Raw genomic sequence first — 25,841 nt, 5'->3', positions numbered from 1 at the left:
CACCGCAGGTCCTGCAATGGCCGGCTTCGCCATCCGGACCAGCTTCGCCGGCCACGCCAGCCTTGGCGCAAAGGCCGCTCATGAACTAAGATTTGCCTTGGACCACCCGGTGGGGGCCGACCAAACTCACGTGATGGCATTGCAAACTCCCCTTTGGCTGCTCGAACGGTCGAGCCAGGCAAGAGACACGAAAATGCAAAAGCCCGGGAAAAAAACTCCGAGTCTTCGAGACGCTCCAAGTGGCGCGAAATGTAGGATTGAGCGCTGGCTCACAAAGCTAAGCTATGCGTCGTGCGCAGCGGGCACCGTAAAAGCAAAACGCCCTCGCTGGAAAGCCGAGGGCGTTAACCTTTTTATCTGTGCTTGGTATGCTCCAAGTGTAGGCCGCGCGTCAACCCCTATGGGGACGCGACCCGTGGCAATCGCGGGGGTCCGTGACGAACGTCGGAAAGCCGGCTCGCACACCAAGAGCGATCGGATCATTTCAGGGTGTCGGACGGCACATGCCAGCGCTGCATGAGCCGAATAGGACCAGTCCACAAGATGCACGGGTCCGCGATTGAGTGCCAAAATCAGATCGCGCAGATCCAGAAGCTGTCCCTCGGTCCCGGAGGAGCGCATCCCGTACGGTCCTAATCCTGCATATTTGCGGGATACGGAGATGGCTTCGAAATGCACACCCAGACGGTCTGCGACGGGAGCGAGGGTTTCCACGTCGCGGGCACGCCATGGGCCAACAGCACAGGCCGTCCCGTGCTGATATGGCGCAGCTGCAGGGTAGCGCCTTCCACGATGAACGCTTGGTAGTGTGGCTCAAGCATGGAAATACCTCGGTCAGTGCTTCAACCGGCAAGGCTGGGTGACCGTCACCACTCTTGAACATGAAGACGCAATATCGGCCACTTTACCGGCCCAACGCGGTGCACCTTGGGCGGCCGGGCACCGCGGAGGCGATGACCATGGCCGTTTGTGAAACTACAAGCGGCCCTGGCAGGCACGTCCGTATGACGCTCATGATCTCCTTTTCAGGAGCGGCCAGCAGCACCAGGCAATTGCGCAGATCTGCAAGATCATCAGTGTGGCAATTGCGATTGAATACGCTCGTTCTGGAAACCATTGCGACGTTCGCGAGAGGAATAGCCCTAGGCCATACTGCAAGGCAAAGGTTGTGAGGATGACTGCCGTGTTCATCAGTGTGTTGGAGCGCCCCACGAAGGCAATTGGCTGCGAGCGAGCCACGTGAGCGTAGGAAAGGGTTACGGCATTGTAGGTCAACGCGAAGAGGATCCAGAATGCAGGAGCGATTGGAAGCGGCGCAAGGAGGATGCCAATTTCGGCCGCGACGAACAGGATCGCGTTGCCGAGCACCACGTGCGTCAGATGAAAGCCCATACGCTCGACGAGGACGCTTGCCACGCCGCCCGCAGCCGAGCCCACCGTCAGGGCCAAGGCCATAGCCGTCAGCGACCACGCGATCGCGTTGCTGTCATAGCCGGCTACGTCACGCAGCCAGGTCGACGCCCACAGCCCTTGCATCGCAGTGCCGGTGCCGAAGCAGAGCGCAGTCATCGGCAAATAGCGACGAAACTCCTCGTTGCGCGTTACGACTGCGAGACCTGATATCCGCTCCGCCCACGAAGTTGCCTCGTGCATCGGCGGATCGGGAGTGACCACGGCGACGGCGATGGCGACGAGTGCAGTGCCAACGGCAACGAAGACGAACAACTCGCGCCAACTCATGAAATCCATCATGAACTCCACGGGGGTCGTGGCAGCTAGCACGCCCAGCCCGCCTACGGCTAGGTAAAGGCCGTTGGCGAGTGGCGCCCGCTCCGGTACCACCCACAGGCTCGAGACTTGATAGGCTGCCACAAGGCACCCGGCGAGGCCGATCCCGATCAAGGCGCGTGCGACTACGAGGAGCGGCACAGATTCAAGGAGCCCGAAGGCTCCTATCCCGAGGGCGGCTATGAGGAGAAGGACCGCCTGAACGCGCCGAGGACCGTAGGCGTCAAGGCAGAGCCCAATCGGGATCTGCGTCAGCCCTAATCCCAAAAAGTAGGCGGCAGTGAGAAGCCCGAGCGACGCTGCATCGAGGCCTAGATCTGCCTCGAGCTTCGTCGCAAGTATCGCGTTGACCGTTCGAAAGAACAGAGACAGAAAGTAAGCCACTCCGAAGAGCAGCAGTACGGCGGCCAGCCGCCCTCGGCGCGGATAAAATACGCCTGAGGACCGCTGCATCAGAAGAGCGTTCTGGGGAGGAAAAGAACGATCGCCGGAAACACCGTCAGTATGACCACACCCAAGAGAAGCAGGATCCAAAAGGGAAGAGAGGCATATGCGGCCTGCAGCAGCGTGACACGGTTCCCTGTTATGCCGGTAAGGACATAGAGGTTCATACCGACTGGCGGCGTGAGCATGCCGATCTCGATGAGGATCGTGATGATGACGCCGAGCCAAACGGGATCGAAGCCGACGCCGGTCATGACTGGGAACACGATCGGCAGTGTCATGAGCATCAAAGAAATGCCGTCAAAGAAGCAACCGAGAACGAGGTAGAACACGCTGATCAGGACTAGAACCATGATGGGCGTAAGGTTCATGGATTCGATCCATGACATTACCTCGATTGGCAGGCCGAGGATCGAGATGGCTTGCGCGAGGATAAGGGCGCCAAGCATCACGACGCCGATCGATACAAAAACCTGCACGGAGTGGACAAACGCGTTCCACAATTTCAGAGCCGTGAGTTCGCCCCAGAGGAAGCCGAGGATGGCCGCCGCCGCGACGCCCAGTCCTGCGGCCTCTGTTGGGGTCGCTAGCCCTGTGTATATCGTACCGAGGACGGAAAAGATGAGAAAACCAATCGGCCAGATGGGCAAGAGCATCCGCAGCGCCGGTCGGAGCCCAACACGCTCACCATCGTCCGGGACGACGCCGGCGGTACGGCTCGTGACAATACCGATGTACAGCATCATCATGACCGCCAGCATCAGGCCTGGTACGAGCCCAGCGAGGAACAGCTGACCGATGGAAACCTGTTGTGTCGCTCCGTAGATGAGGAGTGACAGGCTCGGCGGGATGAGCAGGCCCAGCGTACCGCCTGCCGCGAGTGTTCCTACGACTACGCTTGGCTTGTAGCCTCGTTTCTCCAGCTCAGGGTAGGCGACCGATCCGATAGCCGCAGCAGTTGACGTGCTAGCTCCCGAGACCGCGCCGAACAGGGCGCTGACGGCGATGTTCGTATGGAGGAGCTTGCCCGGCACCCGCGTGAAAAGCGGCGCGACAGCCGAGTAGAGTTTACCGCTCACGCCGCTGACGAGCATGATCTCGCCCATGAAGATGAAGAGCGGGACGGCGCTCAGCGTGAAGTCTGTGAAGACGTTCCACACCGCGTTGACGGCAAGGTCGGTTGCGTTGCCCACAACAAACTGGAGGATCGCCATGCCGGTCAACGCGAGGCCAATGCCGATCGGGACTCCCGTGATCGCAGTAATCGCGAAACCGGCGAGGAGGATCCACCACACCATTACTCGGCTCCCAGATGAGTTCGGTCCTCGTGGCCGCTCTCCGGCACTAAGATCCTTAGCAGCGCGGCAAGGCCTGACAGGAAGCAGGATAAGGGAAGCACGGCTGTCCATGGCCATAGAACAAGGCGGCTTCCGGCGCTACGCGCGTCGAGCGCGAGCGTGATCTGCAGGTAGTCCCAGGTGAGCATGCCGAACCAGAGGCAGAAGACGGCGAGGATGGCGTAGGCGCTCCGGTCAATGAACCGCCTCGCCACAGGCCCCAAGAGGTCGGGCACGATAGTCACTGCGATGTGGGAGCGGCGGAGCGTCGCCACCGGGATACCGGCGAAGATCATCGCCGTGAACAAAAGCCCGACGAGCTCTTCGGTGAAAGCGAAAGGAGATCCGACCAAGTATCGCATGACCGATGCCAGGACGACGAAGATCGACATGCTGATGGCAAGGATCGCAGCGATGCTCGCAAGCATTGAGGCGAGCCTGTTTGACCAGCGCAGGATGGGCTGCAAGATTGTCGGCCTCCGGCCATTGTTCGGTGCGCGTGGACGTAATCGAGCGGTCGGGAGGACGCCTCTGGCGCCCGCCCCTCGCCTTGCTTATTCGATCGCCTTACTCAGCGTGTCGTAGGTGGCCTGGCCCGCCTCGCCGCCGGCTGCGGACAGTTCCTGCCAGGTCTCGCGTGCGGCATTCACGAAGGCTTGCTGGTCTTCCTCCGGGAACGGATCGAGGAGTTGGCCGCCGTCCTCCCGAAAGACCTTCAGCGCCGCCTCATCGTTGACGCCGCTGAGATAGGACGCGAAGGACTCCTGCTCGACTTCTGCCGCCGTCTTCGTGACAATCTCCTGCACCTCGGGCGACAGTGCGTCGAAGGCCTCCTGCGAGGCGAGGAGGTTCAGCGGGTGCAGAACATAGGGGAAGAGATAGCTCGCGTACGGCGCGACCTCCTGAAGCGATACCGATACGGCAAGGCCAATCGGATAAACCGCGCAGTCAATCACCCCCGTCTGCATCGCAACATAAAGGTCGTTTTGGCCTACGATCTGCGCCGAGATGCCCAGTTTCTCCAGAACGTCAACATGGAACTGCTCCCAAACACGGACCTTTTTGCCGCGAAGCTGCTCGAGGGAGCTCAGGGGCTCCTTGCACATGATGTGCGTATCGCGAACCGCGTGGCCAACGAAGCCGAGGAGCTTGATGCCAACTTCGTCGTAAGTGGCCTCATAGAGTTCCCGAAGCTCGGGCAAGATCTCCTTCAGGGTCTCGGGTTGCGCCACCACGCCCGGGGGCAGCGTGTAGGCGTATTGTGGCTTGTCGCGAGTCAGATAGCCCGGATAGAGGCCGGCCGCTTGGATGATGTTGCCGCGCGGCAGGATTCTCAGCAGGTCTGCATCCTTGACGCCGAGGCTCCCGCCCGTGAACAGCTTGACGTCAAGCGCGTCACCCGCCTGCTCGCTCACCCGGTCTGCAAAATTCTGGTACGCCTGCGCCTCCGGGCGCGCGGGAACCCAGACAATGTGCATCTTCCACTCGCTGTCAGCCGCGCGCGCGGCATCTACTCCCAGGAGTGCGGCAGACGCCGAGCTCATGAGAAAAGCCGCCAACGTGGCTTTCAGAACCAGTTGCTTGATCATCGCAAATTCTCCTGTGAGACTATTTTAGGTTCGTTCTGCTTCCACTCTCTCTACTCAGTCTCGTCTAGCCGATAGAGCTCTCGCGCCTGCTCAGCAGTGACCTTTCCGTTGGCGACATCGGCATGCACGAGACTCCTTGGTCGGTCGATCGCGGGACCGAAGCCGCCGCCACCGGCCGTCTCGATCAACACTCGGTCGCCGGGGAACAGGCGGGTGACGAGCTTGGAGGGCACGACCTCCTCTTCGCCGCTCGCACGGTAGATCACGGACCGAGCCATCATGCCCGAGTCGCCGCCATCAGCGCCGGCAGGGGCGCAGAAGTGACGCTCGCCGCGATGCGTAAAGACGACCTCCCCCGCAAGAATCTCGTATTCCCGCTCGATGCCGAGGCCGCCCCGCTGCCGCCCGGCGCCGCCGGAATTGCGGCGCAGCCGGGTCGAGTTGATTCGGATTGGGGCATCGCGCTCGAACGACTCTACCGGCAGGTTCATACAGTTCGTCGCGTCGGTCTCAATGACGTCGACACCGTCGCTTCGAGGGCCGGCGCCGCTGCCTCCGGCGATCAGCTCGCCGACGACGTAGCGCCGACCGTCGCGGTCGGTGCCGCCGAACATAAGCGCGAGCATCTCACCCGCCGCGTCCGCGCCGACGACTTCGGGCAGGATGCCGCGTAGCGCTCCAAGGATTGCTCCCGTCGCGCGCTTGATGGTGGCGGTCCGCGAGTTGACCGGCGCCGGCTCTCGCGGGTTCAGGATGCTGCCTTCGGGCAGAACAAGCTCGACCGAGCGGAAGCAGCCGCCGTTTGTAGGTATTTCAACGCCAGTGATTGTGCGCAGCGCGAAGTACGCAGCCGCCTGGCTACCCGACGGCACGACGTTGAAGGGGCCGCGCACCTGCGGGTTAGTGCCCGTGAAGTCGCAGGTGAAAGTACCGTCCTTGATTGTGACGGCGACCTCGATGCGGATCCGCTTATCGAGCTCGATCCCGTCATTGTCGTTGTAATCGACATAGGTGTAGGTGCCCTCGGGGATCTTCCGGAGCGCCTCACGGGTCATCTGCTCGGACCGGTCGAGCAGCTCGGCGAACAGCGACAGCATCATGTTGCCGCCATGGCTTTGAGCAAGCGCCGCCACGCGCTGCGCACCCACCGTGCAGGCCGACACCTGCGCGTGGATGTCGCCCATGAACGTATCGGGAATGCGGCTGTTGAGCCGGAGGATCCTGATAATTGTCTCGTCGAAGCGGTCCGGCCCATCCCGAAACTTGAGCGGGGGTAGGCGCAGGCCCTCTTGGTAGATTTCCGTGGCGTTCGTTGGGATAGAGCCGGGTGACATGCCGCCGACATCCTGGTGGTGCGTCATCGTAGCGGCAAAGGCAATTGGCCGGCCGTCGGCGAAGATCGGCATGACAAGCGCTATGTCGGGGAGATGCGTGCCGCCGAGATAAGGGTCGTTCATCAGGTAGATGTCGCCCTCCGCCATCGTTGACGGCGGGAATTCGCTCGTGATCCGGCGGACCACAGGAATCATCGTCGCGAGATGGATCGGAATGGCGACCGCTTGCGCCAGCGACTCGCCTTCGAGCGTGAACAGGCTCGCGGACGCATCGAGCCCTTCGCGCACGATAGGCGAGAAGGACGACCTGAGGAGCGTGGACTCCATCTCGTTGGCAATGCCGTCGAGCTTATTGCGGACAACCTCGAGGGTGATCGGATCGATCTTCTGCGGCATATTGTTCATCAGCCCTTGGCTCCGTCGCGGGAGAGGAGGACGTTGCCGCCCTCGATGACGCGGATCGACCAACCGACGGGCACGACAGTTGTCGTGTCGGCCTGCTCGAGCACGGCGGGTCCGACCAGCGTCACACCGGGCGCCAGACGCTCGCGGTCGTAGATCGCAGCTTCGAATTTGCCCTCGTAGCCCGGCACCACGATCTGTCGCGTCCCCTTGCACGCATTCTCGCCGGCCGCCGGAGCGGAGGGCTCATCGGAAATTGTTTCGCCGCCGGCGCGGTGGATTGCCCGCAGGTTGACGACCTGGGTAGGTGTATCCGCAGCATGGCCAAAGATGCGGCGGTGGGCGGCACGGAAGCCGTTGCGTAGCTCCGAGGCCGTATCCTCGCCGGGAATAAACGGCACCTCGAGATAGTGTGACTGCCCGACAAAGCAGACATCGGCGAAGTAGCTGATCTCGACGTCTTCCGAGCGGACGCGCTCCTTTTTCATCAGCTCGCCACATCGGTGGTCCAGCTCTTCAAGGGAGGCGCGCATTTCCGGCAGCGACAACTCGTCGACCCTGCGCGGGAAGGCAGCCGACATCTCGTGCTCGACGACTGCGGACAAGAGGCCGGTCGCAGACAGCACACCCGGGTGGCGAGCAATGAGGATACGCGTGATGCCGAGTTCGTCCGCGAGCGGCACGGCGTGGATTCCGCCCGCGCCTCCGAGCGGCAAGAGCGCGAAGTCGCGGGGGTCATAGCCCTGGCGGATCGACACAAGACGGATCCCCTCGGTCATCTGGGTGTTGACGACACGGTGGATGCCGAGCGCCGCCTCCTCGACCGATAAGCCGAGCGGTCGAGCTACCTTCTCCTCTATTACTTTATGCGAAAGTTCGGGCCTGAGCTTCACCGTTCCTCCGGCGAAGTAATCGGGATCCAGATATCCGAGGACGATCGAAGCGTCCGTTACGGTAGCGTTTTCGCCGCCGCGGTCGTAGCAGGCCGGCCCGGGCTCGGAGCCCGCTGAATGGGGGCCGACGCGAAGGCCGCCAGCGGGGTCGAGCCAAGCGATCGAACCGCCTCCTGAGCCGATAGCATTCACGTCTACCATCGGCACGCGGATGTTGTAGCCCGCGACATGACCTTCTGGACGGATCAGCGGCTCGCCTGCGCGGATCAGCGCGATGTCGGAGCTCGTGCCACCGATGTCCACGCTGATGAGGTTCGTGATACCGGCTGACTGACCAACCATCCGTGCACCGACGACTCCGGCGGCAGGGCCAGAAAGAAATAGTCGGACCGGTCGCTGACGAGCGACTTCGCTCGTTGCGATGCCGCCGCGAGATTGCATTATTTGCAAAGGCGCCGGCACGCCTGCCTGCTCCAAGCCCCGCTCGAGATTAGCGAGGTAGCGGTCAATCACCGGCTTGATGTAGGCGTCGAAGGTCGTGACTACCGTCCGCTCGTACTCTCGGAACGCCGGATCGACTTCGCACGATAGCGACAAAGCGAGGTCCGGATAGGCCTCGCGGATGATCTCGGCCGTACGCCGCTCATGCACTGGATTGACGAAGGAGAAAAGGAAGCAGATGGCGATGCCCTCAACGCCGGCCGCGACAAGGGCCGCAGCTGCGTCCAAAACGTCCTGCTCGTCGAGCGGCCGCACAATCTCGCCGTCGAAGGATATGCGCTCGCCAATCTCGAAGCGCAGTGCACCCGGTGCGAGATAGGCAGGCACCTCCGGTTCAAGCACGGCGGCATACATCGTCTGCCGCATCTGCCGGCCGATCTCGAGGATGTCCTTGAATCCCGCCGTTGTCAGAAGTCCAGTCTTAGGACCCTTCCGCTCAAGCACTGCGTTTGTGGCGACTGTTGTGCCGTGTACGAAGCGCGCGACGTCCTCCGGCGCGACATCCCATTGCTCCCTTAGCTGACGGACAGCTTCCAACACGGCACGGCTTGGATCTGCACGCGTGGTCGGGACTTTCATCACCCGCAGTGGCTGATTGGGGGCACGGCAGACGACGTCTGTGAAGGTGCCGCCAATATCAACGCCGATCTCGATCATGGTCTGGTCTGCTTCCTATCGTTCAAAACGGTCGCGGATCTGGTAATAGCGCGCCATGATCCGCATGCCGGTTCGCCGCCACGCGTGGAAGGGAACCGTGGTGAAGTCGTCGTCGCCCATCGGACCGGGATCGATTCTCTCGCCAGAGACGAGGGCCGCGAGGCGACGACCCATAAGACTGGACAGCGCAACGCCCCGGCCGCCATAGCCCAGCGCGTAGAAGACATTGTCCTCGAGCTTGCCGATGTGGGGGAAGGAGTCGAGCGTGACGGCGACCATACCGGCCCATCGTTCCTCAATCTCGATCCCCTGCAGATGGGGGTAGGTCAGCGCCAGCTGGCGCTCGAGCGTGCGGTACACGGCCGGGTCATCGCGGCGCCCGGTGATGTCTCCGCGGCCGCCAAACATCAGCTGGCCCGTAGGCAGTATCCGGAAGTAGCTGACGAGGCGCCGCGTGTCCGTAACCGGCAACTCGCATGGGAGGGTCTTTTTCCTCTCATTCGAATTCAACGGCCGCGTGGTGATGACCGAGGAGGCCACCGGAACGACCCTGCGATTGAGATCGTCTCTGGGAAGAAGAGGCCGTGTGTAAGCGTTCGTTGCCAGCACTACGCTTTTTGCTCGCACGGCTCCGGCTGGCGTCCGGGCAACCCAACGGTCGCCGTCGCGGTGGAGCGACACGACCGGGCTATTTGTCATAATGGGAACGCCCCGCGCCTCGAGTCCACGAGCGAGGCCGCGCGTGTAGTTGAAGGGGTGGAGGCAAGCGCCACGGGGGTCGAGGTAGGCGCCCTTATAAACCGTGGTACCGAGGGCCTCGGAGGTCTCATCCAGCCCCATGATCCTCGCGGTGCTGTCATTCGCGTGACTTCGCAACCAATCGACATCTGCCTGGAGGCCTGTCAGCGCAGTGTGAGTATGTGCTGGTGTCAGGTGGCCGTTTCTTTGAAAGCTGCAGTCGATCTTATAGGATTCGACGGTCTCTGCGACGCTGTCGACTGCCTCCAACGCCTGAAGGTACAGTGTGTGGGCAACCTCGTGCCCGTATTTCAGTGCCAGGGTGGAATAATTCATTTTGAACCGAGGAACGGCAAAGCCGCCGGTCCGGCCGCTCGCCCCCCAGCCGATGTCGTGAGCCTCTAGAACCAGACATTCCCTTCCCCGGCTCAAAAGCTCCCGCGCGGTGGAAAGACCGGTGAAGCCGCCCCCGATGATCAACGTTTCGGTGCTGCGGTCGCTGTCAAGGACGGAGAACTGCTCCCCGCTGTTGGCAGTGGCTCGCCAGAAAGAATCGGGGTGCTCAACACTCATCGATTGCGCGCTTCCTTGAATGACGTTCCAAACCTAGGCGGGTAAATTTTGACTTGCAATCAAAAAATCTTGTCATTTGTCCTGTAGCTTGTCAAAGCGGAGTGGAAAGAGATTGAGGAAGGCTCACATGGTTACTATGGAGCGCCGGCCGGATGAGGCGGTAGGTCGAAGCGTACGCTTCCACCGTAAGCAGCAAGGACTGAGCCTGGAGCAGGCGTCGGAGCTGACGGGTTTGTCTGTCAGCATGATCAGCAAGATCGAGCGTGGTCTGACGTCGCCATCGGTCCGCTCCCTCTATGCCCTTAGTCACGGTCTCAAAATCCCCGTCGGAACGCTGTTCAGCGATCACAGTAAGATGCCTGCAGTGGATCGAGAGGATATTCATGCAGAGGAAGAAGCGGGGCTGGTCGTGCGCAAGAATGAACGGCGAACCCTGGACTTCGGGGAGAAGCGCCTTGTGAAGGAACTGTTGACGCCCCAGCCGATCGGCACCCTCGAATTGCTCATGATCGTCCTGTCGCCGGGTGGGTCGACAGGCGACGACGTTTTCTCACATGACGGAGAAGAAGGAGGGGTGGTCCTGAGCGGTGCTCTCGAACTTTGGGTCGATGATAAGCGCCTCCTTCTCTACCCGGGAGACAGTTTTACCTTTAGGAGCCGACGTCCTCATCGCTTCAGCAATGCTGCGGATGAGGAAACGCGGGTCCTGTGGATAAATACGCCGCCAATATATTAGTAGTTGAGCAGCGGGCCTTAGGCTCCTTAAACTTAAGCGAGTATGGCTATCCACGGGCGGTGGCTAAGCTGCCTTGTAGGCGACCCAGCTCACGGCAATATCCTGTACGGCGACACCCGTGCCATCGAAGATGGTCACGTCGGTCTCGGAGCGGGAGAAAGCTGAGGCATTTGCCAGGACGCTGCCGATCGAGACCGATTTGTCGGCATGGTCCTCGTAGCCTTGGAACTCGCCCAGGAATTCCGACTGGCCTAAGTCATCGTGGAATAGGCGCGCCCTTCCCAAGAGGGCCCTTGGCAACTCGCGCTTGCCGACGGTGTCGGCCCCCATGGCGTTGATGTGCTGCCCATCGGGCACCCATTCGGGCGCAAAGAGCGCTTCTTTAGACGGCGTCACCGTAATAAGCACGTCCGATGCGCGAACAGTATCCTCCGCGCCGGTTACCACGACCTCGATGCCGGGGTGGGCTTGGCGAGTGGCCGCCACAAGAGCAGTGGTTGTCGCCGGGTTACGGCCGCAAATCCGGATCGTCGTGAACTGCCGGGCGAGCAGCGCCGCTTCGATCTGGCTGCGGGCCTGCATGCCCGTTCCGAATATGCCGAGTGTATTCGCGTCCTTTCTGGCGAGCACGTCCATGGCCACCGCCCCGGCTGCCGCAGTGCGGGCCTCAGTGAGCCAATTTGCCTCCACCGAGGCGAGCGCCAGCCCAGACGTCGCGTCGATCAGAAGAGTCGTCGACTGGTGGTTGGTCAGCCGGGCGTTGTTCCCGGTGTTTCCGGGCCAGTAGCCGCCGGCCTTGAGCCCGACAAGGCCAAGGCTGTCGTACTCCGCCGACTTGACGCCAAATGTTCCGAGACGGTTCGAGAGGCCTTCTCGGACGACCGGCAGGAGCCGGCAGCGACCTTCGTGGAGATCAACGAAGCTCTTGCGGACGGCATCCATGGCAGTGCGAAGCCCGACCACTCGACGGGCGTTTTCTTCTGATACGTGAATCATCGAATTCTCTGTGGTTCAGATGCAAAGCGTGACGATCCGGCGAGCCAGGTCGTGGCCAGGGTCGCCATAGCTCTCCATGATGGAGAAGTGGTTCTCGCCCGGCTGCACAAGGAGCCTCGCATCAAGGCCAATCGTTTGGCAGCGTTCGGCGAAGAGAGCCGACTGGGCAATCCACCCCGCACTCTCGTCTCCCCCCACGATAACGTCGACCACCGTGCGATCGCCATTGAGCGGCAGATGCAGGGGACTCAGAGGGGCAACGTCTGCCTGCGTGAGGCCGATGGTCTCGTTGATCGAGATGCTAAGAACGTGGGAGACGTCGTAAATGCCACTGACGAGGGTAACGCTCTTCATCCCGTCCGGGATTCTCGCACTCTCGACCATGCACATCGCAAGAAGTTGCGCACCGGCGCTGTGACCGGACGCCGACAGCTGCCCGACATCGCATCCGGCGTCCGCGGCGACCGCGGGGAAGGCCGACATGCACAGGCGCGTCTGACGAACAATATCGGCGAGTCTTACACTGGGACACAAGTCGTAGTTGGCGACGAAGAGGGAGATTCCGGCGGAGTTGAAGGTATCGGCCAGATAGCTGTAGTCGGCCTTGTCGCGTCCCCGCCAATAACCGCCGTGCAGGAAAAGGTGCGCGGGGCCTCCCGGAGTGCCGGGGAAGATGTCAAGCCGGTCGTTCCCCCCTGGGCCGTAGGGGATATCGTAGATTGCATCCGGTCGTCTTGCCCGCATTGAGGTCGAGGCTGCGGAAGCCCTATCGCGATAGCCGTCGGCGTCCGGGGTCGAGACCCTTGGATTGTACTGCCACTCGTGGTCTCGAAGCATAGCGTCTGTCATGCCGCGTGCTTCTCCATCAGGAGACCCCAGAGAAGCCGCCGGTACTCGATAAACCGCGCCCCCTCGCGAATGCTCTCGCCCTTGCCCGCCCGCGGACGCTCTATGTCGATATCAATGATCTGGTCGATGCGTCCGGGTCTCGCCGACATGACGACGACCCGGTCTGCCAAGATGATCGCCTCATCGATCGAGTGCGTGACGAAGAGGATTGTCTTCTTCATGCGTTCGGAGAGCGAGAGCATCTCATTTTGCAAAATCTCGCGGGTCAGCGCGTCGAGAGCACCGAATGGCTCGTCGAGGAGCAGGATATCAGGATCGATCGCCAAGGCCCGCGCGATCCCGACACGCTGCTGCATGCCGCCCGACATCTGTCTCGGATAGTGATTCCGGAACGCCGCAAGTCCGACGGTTTCCAGCGATGTCGCGATGATCTCATTGTGGCGTGCCTTCTCGACACCCCGGGCCTTCAGCGCGAAGGAGATATTCTCACCGCACGTCATCCAAGGCAGCAGCCCGTACTGCTGGAACACGAACCCCCGTTCGGGGCCCGGCCCGTCGATCGGCCGTCCCTCGATCGATATCCGTCCGCCGGACCGGCTCTCCAGCCCCTGGAGGATGCGCAGCATTGTTGTCTTTCCGCAGCCACTGGGGCCGAGGATGGTGATGAACTCGCCGGAGCGGACGTCGAGGTCGAAGCCCGCAAGGGCCTCGACCGTCGTTCCGCGCTTGTCGACGAATGTCTTCGTCACCTGCTCTATGGAGAGTGAGGACATCACGGGCTCCTGCCTGTTAGCTCGCCTACTTCTCGTAGGTACCGATTTCCGCGATGACTTCCTCGACGATCGAGGTATCGAGGACCTCCTCAACCGGCAGCACCTCGTCTTGCAGGCCTGACTCGACGTTCAACTCCTGCATGTATTCAGCGGCTGCCGGGGCAATGGTGCCGTTGGGATTCCAAATGCGTCCGTCGATGTAGAACTTATAGAACGCGTCGAGATCCTCGTCCGAGTAGTCGAAGTGCCCTTTGGCTACGGCGAGCGTCTCGTCCTTGCTCTCCAGGACGAAGCGGGTGGCGAGAAGCTGCGCCTTGATGAAGCGCTTCAGGACATCGCGACGCTCTTCGATCATCCGGTCCGTTGTATCGAACGGGATCATTACGTAGTCGGGAAGCTCGGGCCCAACGATTTCGAGAATGATGGCGTTACCGCTGCGCTCAACCTCAGGCGAATAGGAGGCGACCGTCGCGTCGACCGCGCCGGCGATGATCCCGTTGACCCGTGCGCTCGAACCCTGGATCGATACCCAGTTGATCTTGTCGATCTCCGACTGCGGAACGCCTTCCTTGTGCAGGAGCGCCAGCGTCACGACGTGCGGCAGGGATCCTGGGCTTGAAATGGCGACGTTCTTCCCAGGCAGGTCGGCAATCGACTCGATACCGGCATCCGGACGCGTCCAGAACGCATAATGCAGCCCGTTATGGATGCCGCCGACTGTCTTCAGTTCTGCGCCGCGACCGATCGCGACGAGCGTCTCGGCCATGCCGGCCTGAATAATGTCCATGTCGCCGGCGATCAGCGTCCGCACCGGGATCGAGCTGTCCGCGATATGGGTGAACTCGACCTCAAGATCCTCCGCTTCGTAGAAGCCCTTTTCCTGCGCAACGAACTCGATGACGTTCAGAAACATCTTTGCTGGGAGCGCCACCTTGACCATGTCGGCGGACAGGGCGGTCGTCACCGGGGCGGCCGCTAGGGCAAAGGCGAGAAGGCTAGTCTTGAGGGTCGATTTCATGGGCTTTCCTTTCGTTGCGAAGTGTCGGGATCGGCTATTGCCAGGCACCCATGCGATCCTCGGCGAGCTTGACCGCGTGGGTCAGCAGATTGCCGAGGATGGCGAGGATAAAGACCGGCACGAAGGCCTTGGCGGTCTGGAACTGGTTTGAATAGTTGATGATGAGTCCGCCCAGACCGGCGATCGACGTCAGGAACTCTGCAACGATCATTGCGATGATACCGCGGCTGACCGCGAGCCGCGTGCCGGATGCGATGTAAGGAACGGCGGAAGGCAACACGATGCCCGTGAAAGTCATCCAGCGGGTCGCGCCGAACGCAACGCCGATGTCGAGATAGCTCTTCTCCACATTGCGCACCCCGGCGAGCGTGTTGATGATCACCGGGAAGATCGCGAACATGACGACGATGATCACCTTGGAGGTGAAACCGACGCCGACCCACAGCATCAGGATCGGGACCAGTGCGATGAGGGGCATCGAATAGAGCGCATTGACATAAGGGTCGAACGCGACTTCGGCGGTCCGACTGGTGCCCATCAGGATGCCGATGGCCATGCCGAGCACCAGTGAAATCAGGAATCCGGCAGCAAAGACGGAGAGGCTTTCGATGGTCGCCTCGAGAAGCTCGCCGGTCAGGAGCATTTCCCAGGTCGCCATCAAGACCTGCGACGGCAGCGCAACGAGAAGCGGGTTGGCATTGCGTCCGAAGAACTCCCAGGATCCGATCAGGACGACGGCCGTGATTATCCTGATCCAATTATCCCGGCTGACGAGGGGCTTGGCAGGCAGAGTCGTCCAGATGTTGGATTTCGCTGCTGCGGCAGTTTCGGACTGGCTCACTTGGCGAAGACTCCTGTCGGCTTTCGGTCATATGAGGTGCGTAAGAAGATCATGACCACGAATTTCCGCAAGTCAAACAGTTTGTCAGACAACATGACATCAGCTATCAGATTGGAGCGTCAATGAACATTCAGGAGGCATGGTGACCGCCATTCAGCGCAATCCTGCGCCAGTTCGCGGGCAGGTCGAGGTTTACCTTCGCTCGGAGATCGAGATCGGAAACCTGCGACCAGGCGACCGCATCGTGGAGCGGACGGTGTGCGAGGCGCTCGATGTCAGTCGGCCCCTCGTCCGTGAGGCGCTACGCTCGCTACAGTCCGAGGGCCTGGTCCGGGCATTGCCCAGAGGCGGGATCGAAGTGACATCTCTCTCTCCGGAGGAGGCGGGACACATCTACACCGTCCGAAAGGAGCTCGAAGGCCTGTCGGCATTCCTCTTCGTCGCGAACGCCACGACCGACGATCGCGAGATGCTCTACCGAGCGGCCAGCGACCTCAAAGCGGCGTTCGAGGCGAACGAGGCCGAACGGCTTCTGGAGGCAAAGAACCGCTTCTATGCCATCCTTTCGGCGGGTTCAGGTAACCCTGTTCTTCAAGCGATGCTCCGCAACATCCACGGACAGATCCGGCTCCTGCGGGGAACGTCCCTGTCGGAGCCCGGACGAGCGGGCCGGATGGTCGGCGAATTGTCTGCCATCGTGGAGGCGGTGCGGACGGGAAATGCCGAGGAAGCGCGACGACTAACAGAGGCGCATGTCGCAGCGGCCTTGGACGCAACAAAGCAAGCTCTTTCCGACCGTAAGGAAAAGCGCGTGGCAGCGGCGTAGCGCGTCATTCCAGCGGTTTCCCCTGGCCATGGGCACGGCCGGGCACGTTCTGACTCGGTTCGACCGTGGCGACGGGAAAACCCCGGCCACGCCCGAGCTGAGCATGGAGCTTCCTCTCTTTCGTTCGGCGAACGTGATTCCGGAATCGCGGCGTCGGCAGTGTCGATCTTCGGCTGGCGCCGGGGCGAATCGCCCTCCGGGGCGCGCTCGCCGGCTCCGGCCCGTCAGCCGTCGCGCCCGAACTCGTAAGCCGGATCCAGATTTCGCCGCTGGATGAGGGCGGGAACTGTCGGCCCAGCTCGGGGACCCTACGAGACGGCCAGCATCGCATCGAGTGCGGAACCAGATCCGCGAGGCGATACCGCTCCGGCGAACTGGAGAAGGTTCGAGGTAAGTCCCTCTCCCACCGCCATTGGATGGCTTCGAGCCGTTGTTTCCCCCAGATCCTCACTCCCATCCCGGTGTATTCCGATCAACGGCGGATACGATTGATGTTCTTGTTCTTTTCCAATCGCTTGGGCTGCTTGGGATCCATTGCCATCTCCATCGTCCTTAGTGTCGTGGTGATGGCCCTGCTCGGCCTGTTCTGAGCGTGGCACGCAAGGCACCCGCCACGCGAATGCAAGCAGATCACAGACTGGTCTCCTGAAGCTGCATCTCTCGGTGAGCCGCCTTTGCCAGCGCTGCCCGGAGGCTGATGCCCCGGCCAGGTTCACTTTCGTATAACTCCTGCGTCCGGACGACCTCGGACTTGATGCCGAGATCGAACGCCTCGCGCTGTCGGATTATCTCTCCCGGTTCCGCTACAAGAACCCGCCGCGGCTGGACCAGCACGAGCACAAGAGAAGCTGAACGTAGGTGTCTCGGTTTTCACGTCGACACCCAGGAGATCCGCGGGGAAAAGCTTTGGTGTCGTCAGCCCGCTCCTGGGGTTGATAAACGCTGCGCCGGCTGGTTCGGCCGGCCGTCTTTCTTTTCCGCAACGTCTTCTTGGACGCTTGCTAAATCAATACAATGCTGCGTACACTCAAGCCATATAATTCCGCAAGGGAATACATGCGCTGCATTCTACCAAGAGGCTGGTCCAGACTTTAAATTTCCGTGTCCTCACCAAAGGACTACGATGTCATGAATGTCGCCGCTTGGCTGGATGGCATCGGTCTCGGCCTTTATGCGGATTTGTTTGCTGAGAACGCAATCGACGACGATGTCCTGGGCGAGCTGACGGAAGAGCACCTGAAGGAACTGCAGGTGCCGCTCGGCCACCGCCTCAAGCTGCTGAAGGCGATTGCCAAGCTGCATGGTGTCCCGCGCTCCGTCGCGTCTGACGCCGAGGCGCACAATGGGCGAGAGCCCGCATCCGAGCCGTCATCCGGTGTACCGGCCACCGAGGCGGCATCCGCCGCAGAACGCCGGCACCTGACAGTGATGTTCTGCGATCTCGTCGGCTCGACGGCCTTATCCGCCGGGCTCGATCCAGAGGACATGCGGGATCTGATCCTCGCCTACCAGGACACTGTGGCCGGTGTCGTGGCCCGCTTCGAAGGCCACGTCGCCAAATTCGCGGGCGACGGTGTGGTGGCCTATTTCGGCTGGCCGCGCGCACATGAGGACGCTGCCGAACGGGCCGTGCGGGCGGCGCGCCTGATCGTCGAGGGCGTCGGCGAAATCCAAACTCCGTCACTAAAGCCGCTGGCGGTGCGAGTGGGCATCGCCACAGGCCTTGTCGTGGTCGGCGATCTGGTCGGAGAGGGAGAAGCGCAGGAGCGCTCCGTCGTCGGTGACACGCCGAACCTGGCAGCGCGGCTGCAGGGGGTGGCGGAGCCGGGCGAAATTGTCATTGCCGCGAGCACACGTCGGCTCATCGGCGATATCTTCAGCGTCGAGGATCTTGGCGTGAGCGTTCTCAAGGGGATCCCGCAACCGATGCACGCCTGGAAAGTGCTCGGCAAAGGTGACGCCGAAGGACGCTTCGAAGCTCTGCACGGCAAGTCGCTGGTGCCGCTCATCGGACGGGAGGAGGAAATCGATCTGCTGCTGCGGCGCTGGAGTCTTGCCAAGGCCGGCAGCGGACAGGTCGTCATGCTGACCGGCGAGCCCGGCATTGGCAAGTCGCGCCTGACCCAGGCGCTGCTAAAGCGCCTGGGCAGCGAGACCAAACGCGACGTGCGGATGTTCTGCTCGAACTACCACGCCAACAGCGCGCTGTTTCCCACGATCGAGCACTTCGAACGCGCCGCCCACTGGCAGCCGGGCGAGACGCCCGAAGTCAGGCTCAGAAAGCTCGAGACCTTCATCGAAGCCTCTGGCTGCGACCTTGGCGAAACCGTGCCGCTGGTCGCCGCGATGATGTCCGTGCCGACCGGCGACCGATACCGGGTGCCCGATGGCGATACGCGCGTGCTGAAACGCGAGACGCTTGCCGCGCTTGTCCGCCTGATCGAAGGGTTTAGCAGCGACCGGCCGATCCTGATGATCGTCGAGGATGCCCACTGGCTGGATCCGACCTCGATCGAAATGTTCAACCTGGTCATCGAGCGGGCGCCGGAACTACGGCTGCTGCTGATTGTCACGTTCCGGCCGGAATTCACGAGCCACTGGGACGGTCAGGCGCATATCTCCTCGATCACGCTAAGCCGACTGGGGCGGACGGAAGGCACAGCCATCATCAACCGCGTCGCCGAGGGCAAGACGTTGCCGGCGGAGTTGGTCCAGCACATTCTATCGAAAACCGACGGTATCCCACTATTCGTCGAGGAATTGACCCGAACGGTGCTCGAAACCGGACTGCTGATCGACGCCGGCGATCACTATGATCTGAGCGAGCCGCTGTCGGCCTTCGCGATTCCAGACAGCCTGCAGGACTCGCTCATGGCGCGGCTCGACCGGCTGGCGCCGGCGCGCGACGTGGCCCAGATCGCCGCCTGCATCGGGCGGGTTTTCGACTACGCCCTGCTCGCTGCCGTCGCTGAGCCGAAGACCGCGCAGGAACTCGACTCCGCCCTCGCCTCCCTGGCCGAGTCCGAGCTCATCTTCGCCTACGGCGTGCCGCCGGAATCGACCTACAAGTTCAAGCACGCGCTGGTCCAGGATGCTGCCTATCAGACTCTGCTGAAGAGCCGCCGAGTGTTCTATCATCTGCGCATCGCCCGGATGCTGGAGACGATATCGCCGGACATCGCCGCTGCCGATCCGGAAATCCTGGCCCACCACTACACGCAGGCGCGCCAGCCCGACAAGGCGATCTTCTATTGGGTGCGCGCCGGGCAGAAGGCGATGGCCAGATCGGGTAACCGCGAGGCGATCGATCATTTTACCAAAGCGCTCAAGCAGATCGACGCTCTGCCGCCCTCGCCGGAGCGCGATCACCAGGAACTGAAGATCCTGATCACGGTTGCCGTCCCGCTGGCCTCGGCCGAGGGATACGCGTCGCACCAACTGGAGCAGACTTACACACGGGCGCGCAAGCTGTGCGGCGGCATGGGAGAAACCCCCGATCTGTTCCCGGTGGTCTACGGCATGTGGCGCTTCTACCTATTGCGGGCGAACTACCGGGAAGCGCTCGAATTGACGGACCAACTGTCGAACCTGGCGCGGCAATCCGATGACCTCGTGTTCGACATCGCCGCCAATCGCGCGATCGGCGCGACGCTGTTCTACATGGGCGAAATCGAACGGGCCAGGTTGCATTTGCAGCACGTCATCGACACCGAGGCGACGCCGCAGGCGCGCACCCGGCTGCTGACTTTCGATGTCGTCGATCCCTGGGTCGCCTCGTATGCCTATGCCGGCTGGGCCGACTGGCTGCTCGGCTATCCCGACCGGGCGCGGCGCGAGAGCGAGCGCGCCATCGAAATCGCCCACGACATCGAGCACAAATTCAGCATCGCCCTGTCGAAAAGCTTCGCTGCTTGGACCTATCAGTTCTGCGGCGACCGCAAACGCACCGCCGAGTTGGCGGAAGAAGCGCTGAAATTTTCCAAGGACCGCGCATTCCAGTTCTGGGTCGGCTGGACAGAAGTGCTGCTCGGCTGGGCTGCCTCGAACGCACACGAGCCCGCGGCCACGTCGGAACGCATCCGCCGCGGCCTGACCCATTGGCAGGAAACCAATTCACGGCTGGGACTGAGCTATTTCCTCAGCCTGCTCGCGGAGGCGGACAAAGATCACGGCCAGACGGAGGCGGCGCTCCGCTCGATCGAGGAAGCGGTCGAGTTCATCGCTCGCACCGGGGAGCATTGGTGGGCGCCGGAAATTGAAAGGGTGCACTGCCAGTTGCTACTGGACCGGTCGGACCTCGACAACGAGGCGGTCGTCGTGCGCCTGTCGGAGGCGATGGCCGACGCGAGATCGCGTAAGGCCCGCGCGCTCGAACTCCGCCTGGCACTGATGCTGGCACGACTGCACATGCAAAGCCAAGACTTCGCCGGCGCGCGCGCCGCGCTCTCGGATGTCTTCGCAACATTCACCGAAGGCTTCGACACCGACGACCTTCGGTCCGCGCGCAGCCTGCTACGGGAAACCCAGGAAAGCGTATTGCCGGCGACGGCAGCGAATATCGGAGGGAGAAAGTGATGACAGAGTCCGGCGGCGTTCAAAACACCATGCCGACACCCGGCAATCCGCCGTTCTGGTACGGCTCCTTTTCGGCCCTCTGGGTCTATTACGCCGTGCCGATCGCGGTCCTCGATCCGATCCTGGCGACCCAGTCGGCGAGCCTGAAGGCCTTCGCCTTTGACGACCTGGCGACCGACGAGCCGATGGGGATGATGAATATCAACTTCATGGCCTACAGTTCCGATTCCGGCGTCAACGATCCGCAGGCCTATGCCGACATCACCAAGCCGATCGCCTACGGCGACAAGCCACCGGCGAGCCTCGGCACCGAGCCGACGCATGAATGCGAGATCAACATCGTCTCATACGGCGCAGAGCGCCGCGCGCAGACGCCCTTCGGATTGAGCAGTTCGGATTTCATCCTCGGCCGCGACCACACCAAGACGATCGGCAACTACCGGCTGTGGGTGCCCTGCGACGACCGTATTGCGGTCTATTGGGGGATGCACAATTTCGGCGAAAACAAAGTGATGACCCACCCGTTTACCTACACGACCCCGGCGTTGAACAACCTCACATGTACCCGCTGGGACTTGACGATTCCGGCGCCGGTTACGGAACCGGCGGGGGGCAGGCTGTTCAGCCTCCAGATCGACGATCTCGACGGGCGCGCGGGTGTCGTCGCCTCCAACCAGTCGGAAATTCTCGACTTCAGCCTCTACCCGCATCGCGAGGAGGGCGTGGGCCAGCGCCTGGTCGGTTCGCGCAGGAACATCTTCGGAGCGTTCAGGTGCATGACCAGGGCCGGCGGCGGCACCATGCCCACCCCGGATTTCGACATCGGGTCCTCCAGTCACGGGATTGTCAGGCATCTCAAGAAAGTCTTCAGCGCCAAGCGAGAGACGTGCGGCGTGATGACCTACGCGACGCCGCCCGCGATCGCCGAAAGCTCGCTTTACTACGCCGACATCTGATCGACACAGCCAAGGCGCCGAGCCATGCAGATTTCCAAAGCGGGGTATATCGCCGGAGCGGCGATCCTGGTCGCGGCGGCGGCGGCGGGGTTCGGGTTGTTCACGGGGAGTCCGAGCGCGCCGGAATCGACGCTGGACGGCGCGGTGGCGCTGAGTAGTCGCGTCCCCGCCGATGTGGCCGCCGGAAATCCGGTTGGCGACCGATCCTACTACGACACATTTTCCTGGAAGAGCTTCGTCTCGCTCAACTGGCCGGTGCGAGCCGACGGCCGGGCTGACTCGCAAACGATCGGCGCGAACGGCGACAACGCCACCGTCTGGGGCACCTGGATGGAGGATTACCGGATCCTGGTCGTGGACGGCGAGACGCCGCCCGCCTGGGGCACTCCGCAGGTCCCTCCGCCGGCCTGCCAGGCCATCGGGGCCGCCGAAACGGCGCGCGTGCTGTATCACGCCACCAAGGCGGAAGGCGTTGTGTCGAGTTCGGTCCAGGCCCAGGCCGGGCCGCTGATCGATCTGAACGCCAGCTACGTGCGTTACGAGATCGTCGTCAACCGGCTGATGTACGACTATATCGTCGACAACCGGCTGTACACGCAGGCCGGACTGAAAGCGTTCGGCACCATCGACTTCCCGGCCCGGTCGCGCGCCATGGGCGCGGAAGGCGCCACCATGGTCAAGGCGGCGTGGAAACCGCTCGGTGACGGCGACGATCCGGCGCGCTTCCACACCATCGACGCCTATGTCGTCAGCGGCGACCAGTGCACCCGCATGCGGCTTGGCCTGGTCGGCATGCACATTTCGACCAAGACCGAATCCGCACCGCAATGGATCTGGTCAACTTTCGAGCATGTCGACAACGCGCCCGACGCCGGCGCCGAAAAGACCGGACACTACAATTTCTACGATCCCGACTGTCGGCAGAGCCGATCGGGGGAGTCCTGCACCCCGAACGCGCTGCCGGACACACCTTGGGACCCGACACGCCCGGGCCAGGTTCCTGTCCAGGTGGTGCGCGTGACGCCGGTGGATGCCGAGACCGCCGCCCTCAACGCCAAATTCCAGGCCGAGCTGAAAAAAGCAAACCCAGATACGGTCTGGGCCAACTACATGCTGATCGGCACCCAGTACCCGCAGAAACCGACCGACACCACCGACCCGACCGGCCGGCCGTTTCCGCCGTATCTCGCCAACACCGCCATCGAGACCTTCATGCAGGGCGACACGCCGATGGTGTCGTCGAGTTGTATCGGCTGCCACAACCGCGCCACCGCGACGCCCGCGGCCAAGCCCTCAGACTTCACCTACATCCTGTCGCGCGTCATGGCGAAGGAGTGAGCGATGACCACCGCCCCGCCCAAGGAATTCTTCGCGCTGTCCAGCCTGCTGACCGGATTCTCCGAACAGACGCTGCAGTTCGCGCAGCAATCGGCGGATTTCTACGGCGAGTTCGTCAAGATCCACGGCAGCGCCGCCGACGATCTGCTGGGCCTCTACCGGACGGGGCTCGCAAGCGGCCAAACGCCCGACGACATCGCCCGCGGCACCCTGGACGATGAGGCGGACAAGGCCGTGGCCGACACCGCCCGAGCATTGATCGTGTTCTGGTACCTGGGCCAGATCGCGCCGCCGGGCGGCGATGCTGCGATCCCGTCAGCCAACATCTATGCCGAGGGCTTGGCGTGGCGAGCGATCCAAGCCCATCCCACCGGAGTCAGCCACCAGAAATTCGGCTATTGGGCCACGCTTCCCGCGCCCCTCGACGACTTTCTGTAGGAGCCCGCCATGCCCGCGAACGCGACTTACGACGTGGTCATCGTCGGTGCCGGCATCGCCGGCGCGATCATGGCCAAGGAACTCGGGACGCAGGGCAAGCGCGTGCTCATTCTGGAATCCGGTCCCCTTGATCGCGACAATCGCAAGGCGTTTTACGGCACCTATCTGACGGCGACCGGCAAGCTGCCGGAGACCCCCTACCCGCCCTATGCCGATGATCCGGCGTCGGAAGCTGCCCCGCGCGCGACGACGGCGATGACCTTCGGCTGGCCGACACAGAATGACAAAGACAGGTCAAAGCGGATCGCCGCTCTCAACGAGAAAAGCTACCTGACCTATCAAGCCAGCTCGGACCTACCGTTCCTGTCGACCTACGAACGGCTGGCCGGTGGCACCACCTGGCACTGGCTGGGCACGTGCCTGCGCCTCGTGCCCAACGATCTCCGGATGAAGTCGGCCTATGGCGTGCTGGTCGACTGGCCGCTCGATATCGCCGATCTGTTCGACGACTACGCCAGGGCGGAGGACGAGATCGGCGTCTCTGCCACCATCGCCGACCAGCAGCGCGCGCTGCAGCCCTATCTCGGCGAGCAGTTTCCGCCCGGCTACGAATATCCGATGGCGCGTATTCCGCAGAGCGTCTCCGACACCCGGCTGGGCGAGGATATCGCCGGCCTGACGGTCGACGGTCAGCCGCTCGAAATGACCTGCACCCCGCAGGGGCGCAACTCGCAGTACCGCAATGACCGGCCTGCCTGCCAGGGCAATTCCAGCTGCATCCCGATCTGCCCGATCCAGGCCAAGTACGACGCGCAGGTAACGCTGCGCGCGGCCGAGGCGACCCACAACGTCACGACGCTCACCCAGGCGGTCGCCTGCGATCTGACGGTCGGCGCCGACGGCCGTATTTCTAGCGTCAGCTACCTGAAATATACCGGCGAGCCGGGAAACTATGCCGTGAGCCGCGAGCAGGTGACGGCGAAGATCGTCGTTCTGGCGGCTCATGCCGTGGAAACGGTGAAATTGCTGCTGATGTCGAACGGCCGTCGCGGCGTCGCCAATTCGTCCGGCCAGGTCGGCCGCAACCTGATGGATCACCTGTGCTATCTCGGATGGGGACTGAGCACGCGGCAATATTTCCCCTATCGCGGTCCGCGCAGCGGCTCCGGCGTCGAGAGCCTGCGCGACGGACCGTTCCGCAAGGAGCGCTCGGCCTGGCGGATCGATGTCGGCAATGTCGGCTGGGAATGGGCCGACGACGATCCTGCGACCTCGCTCCGGGACTTCGTCCAAGGCAGCAACAAGTCACAGCTCAACCCGGACGGCGACAAGCTCTACGGCCGGGCGCTGATCGACCGGCTGAACGACTTCAACACCCGGATGGTCCGGCTGTGCTATCTGGTCGAGCAGGAGCCGCAAGAGACCAATCGTATCACCCTGTCGGAGCGCTACACCGATGGCCTCGGCCTGCCGCGGCCGGAGGTCAACTATTCGATTTCGCACAGCGAGTACACGCTGCGCGGCTTCGTCTCGGCACAAACCACGACCGAGAGGATCTTCAGGCAGATCGGGAAAAATTACACCCGCTTCGTCGATGATATCGGCCTTCCTGCAGTCGCATTCGACATGGACGGGAAGCACTACGACATCAACTTGTACGGCGCCGGCCACATCATGGGCACATACCGGATGGGCGTGACGGCGGCCGACTCGGTGGTCAGTTCGAACCTGCGCAGCTGGGACCATAAGAACCTCTACCTGCTCGGCAGCGGCACCTTTCCCACCGTCGGTACCGGCAACCCGACGCTGACCATCGCCGCCCTGACCTATCGCGCGTCGCGCTCGGTGCTGAAGGATCTCGCCGGCCTGTAGACGCGGCAGCAACCGAATCGGATCCCGACGCGCTCTACGCCGCCGACAACGGCGCGCCGCAGCCGCAATTCGCGAGCTCCTGCTTCAGTTGGTACAGCGCCGATTTCGCTTCGAAGCCGATGCTCGGGATCTATGGCAAGCCGACGTAACCATCCTCCACGGCGCTACCATCGGCGTAGTCGCGGGAACACGGTAGGATGGCTCTCATTGCCGCCAAGATGCAGACCTGCCGCGATGTTCAGCGACATTGGACGGCCGCCATGCGGCACCAGGCGGCGCAAGGATAAGCCAAGCTGGCGCATCACATCGGGCGTGCGCAAATGCTCGATGAGGCCGTAGGATACCGCAGGCGGAACTGGATATGAGA

Annotated in this window: 19 protein-coding genes; 7 read left to right on the top strand and 12 right to left on the bottom strand. The window is 62.5% G+C overall.

The window, feature by feature from the left end:
- Positions 1–1,011: 1,011 nt before the first annotated feature.
- The 7 genes from H9Q09_RS20700 to H9Q09_RS20670 all read right to left on the bottom strand — a co-directional run bounded on the left by H9Q09_RS20700 (position 1,012) and on the right by H9Q09_RS20670 (position 10,256).
- Positions 1,012–2,241: an MFS transporter gene (locus H9Q09_RS20700; RefSeq protein WP_187392623.1), complete on the bottom strand. Its 1,230-nt coding sequence runs from the start codon at positions 2,239–2,241 to the stop codon at positions 1,012–1,014.
- Positions 2,241–3,530 (bottom strand): TRAP transporter large permease, encoded by a 1,290-nt coding sequence (locus H9Q09_RS20695; protein ID WP_187392622.1) that lies wholly within the window; start codon positions 3,528–3,530, stop codon positions 2,241–2,243. Before H9Q09_RS20695 ends, H9Q09_RS20700 begins: the two co-directional genes overlap by 1 nt.
- Complete coding sequence (locus H9Q09_RS20690) at positions 3,530–4,036, bottom strand: TRAP transporter small permease subunit (RefSeq protein WP_187392621.1); 507 nt, start codon at positions 4,034–4,036, stop codon at positions 3,530–3,532. Before H9Q09_RS20690 ends, H9Q09_RS20695 begins: the two co-directional genes overlap by 1 nt.
- Before the next feature lie 87 nt (positions 4,037–4,123).
- A complete protein-coding gene (gene dctP / locus H9Q09_RS20685) occupies positions 4,124–5,158 on the bottom strand; it encodes a TRAP transporter substrate-binding protein DctP (RefSeq protein WP_187392620.1) in 1,035 nt (344 codons plus the stop codon).
- 50 nt (positions 5,159–5,208) lie between these two features.
- Positions 5,209–6,897: a hydantoinase B/oxoprolinase family protein gene (locus H9Q09_RS20680; protein WP_187392619.1), complete on the bottom strand. Its 1,689-nt coding sequence runs from the start codon at positions 6,895–6,897 to the stop codon at positions 5,209–5,211.
- Entirely contained in the window at positions 6,897–8,945 is a 2,049-nt protein-coding gene (locus H9Q09_RS20675) for a hydantoinase/oxoprolinase family protein (protein WP_187392618.1), read from the bottom strand. The genes H9Q09_RS20680 and H9Q09_RS20675 overlap by 1 nt, the downstream gene beginning before the upstream one ends.
- A gap of 15 nt (positions 8,946–8,960) precedes the next feature.
- Positions 8,961–10,256: an FAD-binding oxidoreductase gene (locus H9Q09_RS20670; RefSeq protein WP_187392617.1), complete on the bottom strand. Its 1,296-nt coding sequence runs from the start codon at positions 10,254–10,256 to the stop codon at positions 8,961–8,963.
- A gap of 127 nt (positions 10,257–10,383) precedes the next feature.
- Here H9Q09_RS20670 and H9Q09_RS20665 point away from each other — a divergent pair, with 127 nt between their 5' ends.
- Positions 10,384–10,992 (top strand): cupin domain-containing protein, encoded by a 609-nt coding sequence (locus H9Q09_RS20665; protein ID WP_187392616.1) that lies wholly within the window; start codon positions 10,384–10,386, stop codon positions 10,990–10,992.
- 63 nt (positions 10,993–11,055) lie between these two features.
- On the opposite strand, the gene H9Q09_RS20660 is transcribed toward H9Q09_RS20665, so the two are convergent.
- Genes H9Q09_RS20660 through H9Q09_RS22825 form a run of 5 tightly spaced genes read right to left on the bottom strand, consistent with a single transcriptional unit; the run spans position 11,056 to position 15,469 of the window.
- Complete coding sequence (locus H9Q09_RS20660; RefSeq protein WP_187392615.1) at positions 11,056–11,988, bottom strand: ornithine cyclodeaminase family protein; 933 nt, start codon at positions 11,986–11,988, stop codon at positions 11,056–11,058.
- Between the two features lie 15 nt (positions 11,989–12,003).
- On the bottom strand, positions 12,004–12,837 hold the full coding sequence (locus tag H9Q09_RS20655; RefSeq protein ID WP_187392614.1) for an alpha/beta hydrolase: 834 nt from the start codon (positions 12,835–12,837) through the stop codon (positions 12,004–12,006).
- On the bottom strand, positions 12,834–13,610 hold the full coding sequence (locus H9Q09_RS20650; protein WP_187392613.1) for an ABC transporter ATP-binding protein: 777 nt from the start codon (positions 13,608–13,610) through the stop codon (positions 12,834–12,836). The genes H9Q09_RS20655 and H9Q09_RS20650 overlap by 4 nt, the downstream gene beginning before the upstream one ends.
- A 25-nt stretch (positions 13,611–13,635) precedes the next feature.
- A complete protein-coding gene (locus tag H9Q09_RS20645; RefSeq protein ID WP_187392612.1) occupies positions 13,636–14,628 on the bottom strand; it encodes an ABC transporter substrate-binding protein in 993 nt (330 codons plus the stop codon).
- A 34-nt stretch (positions 14,629–14,662) separates the two neighbouring features.
- On the bottom strand, positions 14,663–15,469 hold the full coding sequence (locus tag H9Q09_RS22825) for an ABC transporter permease (protein WP_187392611.1): 807 nt from the start codon (positions 15,467–15,469) through the stop codon (positions 14,663–14,665).
- 139 nt (positions 15,470–15,608) lie between these two features.
- On the opposite strand from H9Q09_RS22825, the gene H9Q09_RS20635 reads away from it, so the two are divergent.
- From H9Q09_RS20635 to H9Q09_RS20610, 6 genes are all read left to right on the top strand, one after another.
- Positions 15,609–16,295 (top strand): GntR family transcriptional regulator, encoded by a 687-nt coding sequence (locus H9Q09_RS20635; protein WP_187392610.1) that lies wholly within the window; start codon positions 15,609–15,611, stop codon positions 16,293–16,295.
- A 1,128-nt stretch (positions 16,296–17,423) separates the two neighbouring features.
- Positions 17,424–20,870, top strand: a complete 3,447-nt coding sequence (locus H9Q09_RS20630) for an adenylate/guanylate cyclase domain-containing protein (RefSeq protein ID WP_187392609.1) — start codon at positions 17,424–17,426, stop codon at positions 20,868–20,870.
- The gene (locus H9Q09_RS20625; protein WP_210315452.1) at positions 20,870–21,826 is read left to right on the top strand and encodes a hypothetical protein; all 957 of its coding nucleotides are present in this window, start codon (positions 20,870–20,872) and stop codon (positions 21,824–21,826) included. Before H9Q09_RS20630 ends, H9Q09_RS20625 begins: the two co-directional genes overlap by 1 nt.
- Positions 21,827–21,850: 24 nt before the next feature.
- Positions 21,851–23,164 (top strand): hypothetical protein, encoded by a 1,314-nt coding sequence (locus tag H9Q09_RS20620; protein WP_187392607.1) that lies wholly within the window; start codon positions 21,851–21,853, stop codon positions 23,162–23,164.
- A gap of 3 nt (positions 23,165–23,167) precedes the next feature.
- Entirely contained in the window at positions 23,168–23,602 is a 435-nt protein-coding gene (locus H9Q09_RS20615; protein WP_187392606.1) for a hypothetical protein, read from the top strand.
- Positions 23,603–23,611: 9 nt separating this feature from the next.
- Positions 23,612–25,474 carry a GMC family oxidoreductase gene (locus H9Q09_RS20610; protein ID WP_187392605.1) on the top strand — a complete coding sequence of 621 codons (1,863 nt, stop codon included), beginning with the start codon at positions 23,612–23,614 and terminating at the stop codon, positions 25,472–25,474.
- The last annotated feature ends 367 nt before the right edge of the window (positions 25,475–25,841 follow it).

This window comes from Aurantimonas sp. DM33-3, from assembly GCF_014334315.1.
In the GTDB taxonomy this organism is placed as follows: domain Bacteria; phylum Pseudomonadota; class Alphaproteobacteria; order Rhizobiales; family Rhizobiaceae; genus Aurantimonas; species Aurantimonas coralicida.
This window is presented reverse-complemented; position numbering and strand designations above follow the sequence as displayed.

Excerpts from the sequence above, each read along its gene's own strand:
- H9Q09_RS20700 (WP_187392623.1), bottom strand. The coding sequence starts at position 2,241 with ATGCAGCGGTCCTCAGGCGTATTTTATCCGCGCCGAGGGCGGCTGGCC.
- H9Q09_RS20695 (WP_187392622.1), bottom strand. The coding sequence starts at position 3,530 with ATGGTGTGGTGGATCCTCCTCGCCGGTTTCGCGATTACTGCGATCACG.
- dctP (WP_187392620.1), bottom strand. The coding sequence starts at position 5,158 with ATGATCAAGCAACTGGTTCTGAAAGCCACGTTGGCGGCTTTTCTCATG.
- H9Q09_RS20680 (WP_187392619.1), bottom strand. The coding sequence starts at position 6,897 with ATGAACAATATGCCGCAGAAGATCGATCCGATCACCCTCGAGGTTGTC.
- H9Q09_RS20675 (WP_187392618.1), bottom strand. The coding sequence starts at position 8,945 with ATGATCGAGATCGGCGTTGATATTGGCGGCACCTTCACAGACGTCGTC.
- H9Q09_RS20670 (WP_187392617.1), bottom strand. The coding sequence starts at position 10,256 with ATGAGTGTTGAGCACCCCGATTCTTTCTGGCGAGCCACTGCCAACAGC.
- H9Q09_RS20665 (WP_187392616.1), top strand. The coding sequence starts at position 10,384 with ATGGTTACTATGGAGCGCCGGCCGGATGAGGCGGTAGGTCGAAGCGTA.
- H9Q09_RS20660 (WP_187392615.1), bottom strand. The coding sequence starts at position 11,988 with ATGATTCACGTATCAGAAGAAAACGCCCGTCGAGTGGTCGGGCTTCGC.
- H9Q09_RS20655 (WP_187392614.1), bottom strand. The coding sequence starts at position 12,837 with ATGACAGACGCTATGCTTCGAGACCACGAGTGGCAGTACAATCCAAGG.
- H9Q09_RS20650 (WP_187392613.1), bottom strand. The coding sequence starts at position 13,610 with ATGTCCTCACTCTCCATAGAGCAGGTGACGAAGACATTCGTCGACAAG.
- H9Q09_RS20645 (WP_187392612.1), bottom strand. The coding sequence starts at position 14,628 with ATGAAATCGACCCTCAAGACTAGCCTTCTCGCCTTTGCCCTAGCGGCC.
- H9Q09_RS20635 (WP_187392610.1), top strand. The coding sequence starts at position 15,609 with ATGGTGACCGCCATTCAGCGCAATCCTGCGCCAGTTCGCGGGCAGGTC.
- H9Q09_RS20630 (WP_187392609.1), top strand. The coding sequence starts at position 17,424 with ATGAATGTCGCCGCTTGGCTGGATGGCATCGGTCTCGGCCTTTATGCG.
- H9Q09_RS20625 (WP_210315452.1), top strand. The coding sequence starts at position 20,870 with ATGACAGAGTCCGGCGGCGTTCAAAACACCATGCCGACACCCGGCAAT.
- H9Q09_RS20620 (WP_187392607.1), top strand. The coding sequence starts at position 21,851 with ATGCAGATTTCCAAAGCGGGGTATATCGCCGGAGCGGCGATCCTGGTC.
- H9Q09_RS20615 (WP_187392606.1), top strand. The coding sequence starts at position 23,168 with ATGACCACCGCCCCGCCCAAGGAATTCTTCGCGCTGTCCAGCCTGCTG.
- H9Q09_RS20610 (WP_187392605.1), top strand. The coding sequence starts at position 23,612 with ATGCCCGCGAACGCGACTTACGACGTGGTCATCGTCGGTGCCGGCATC.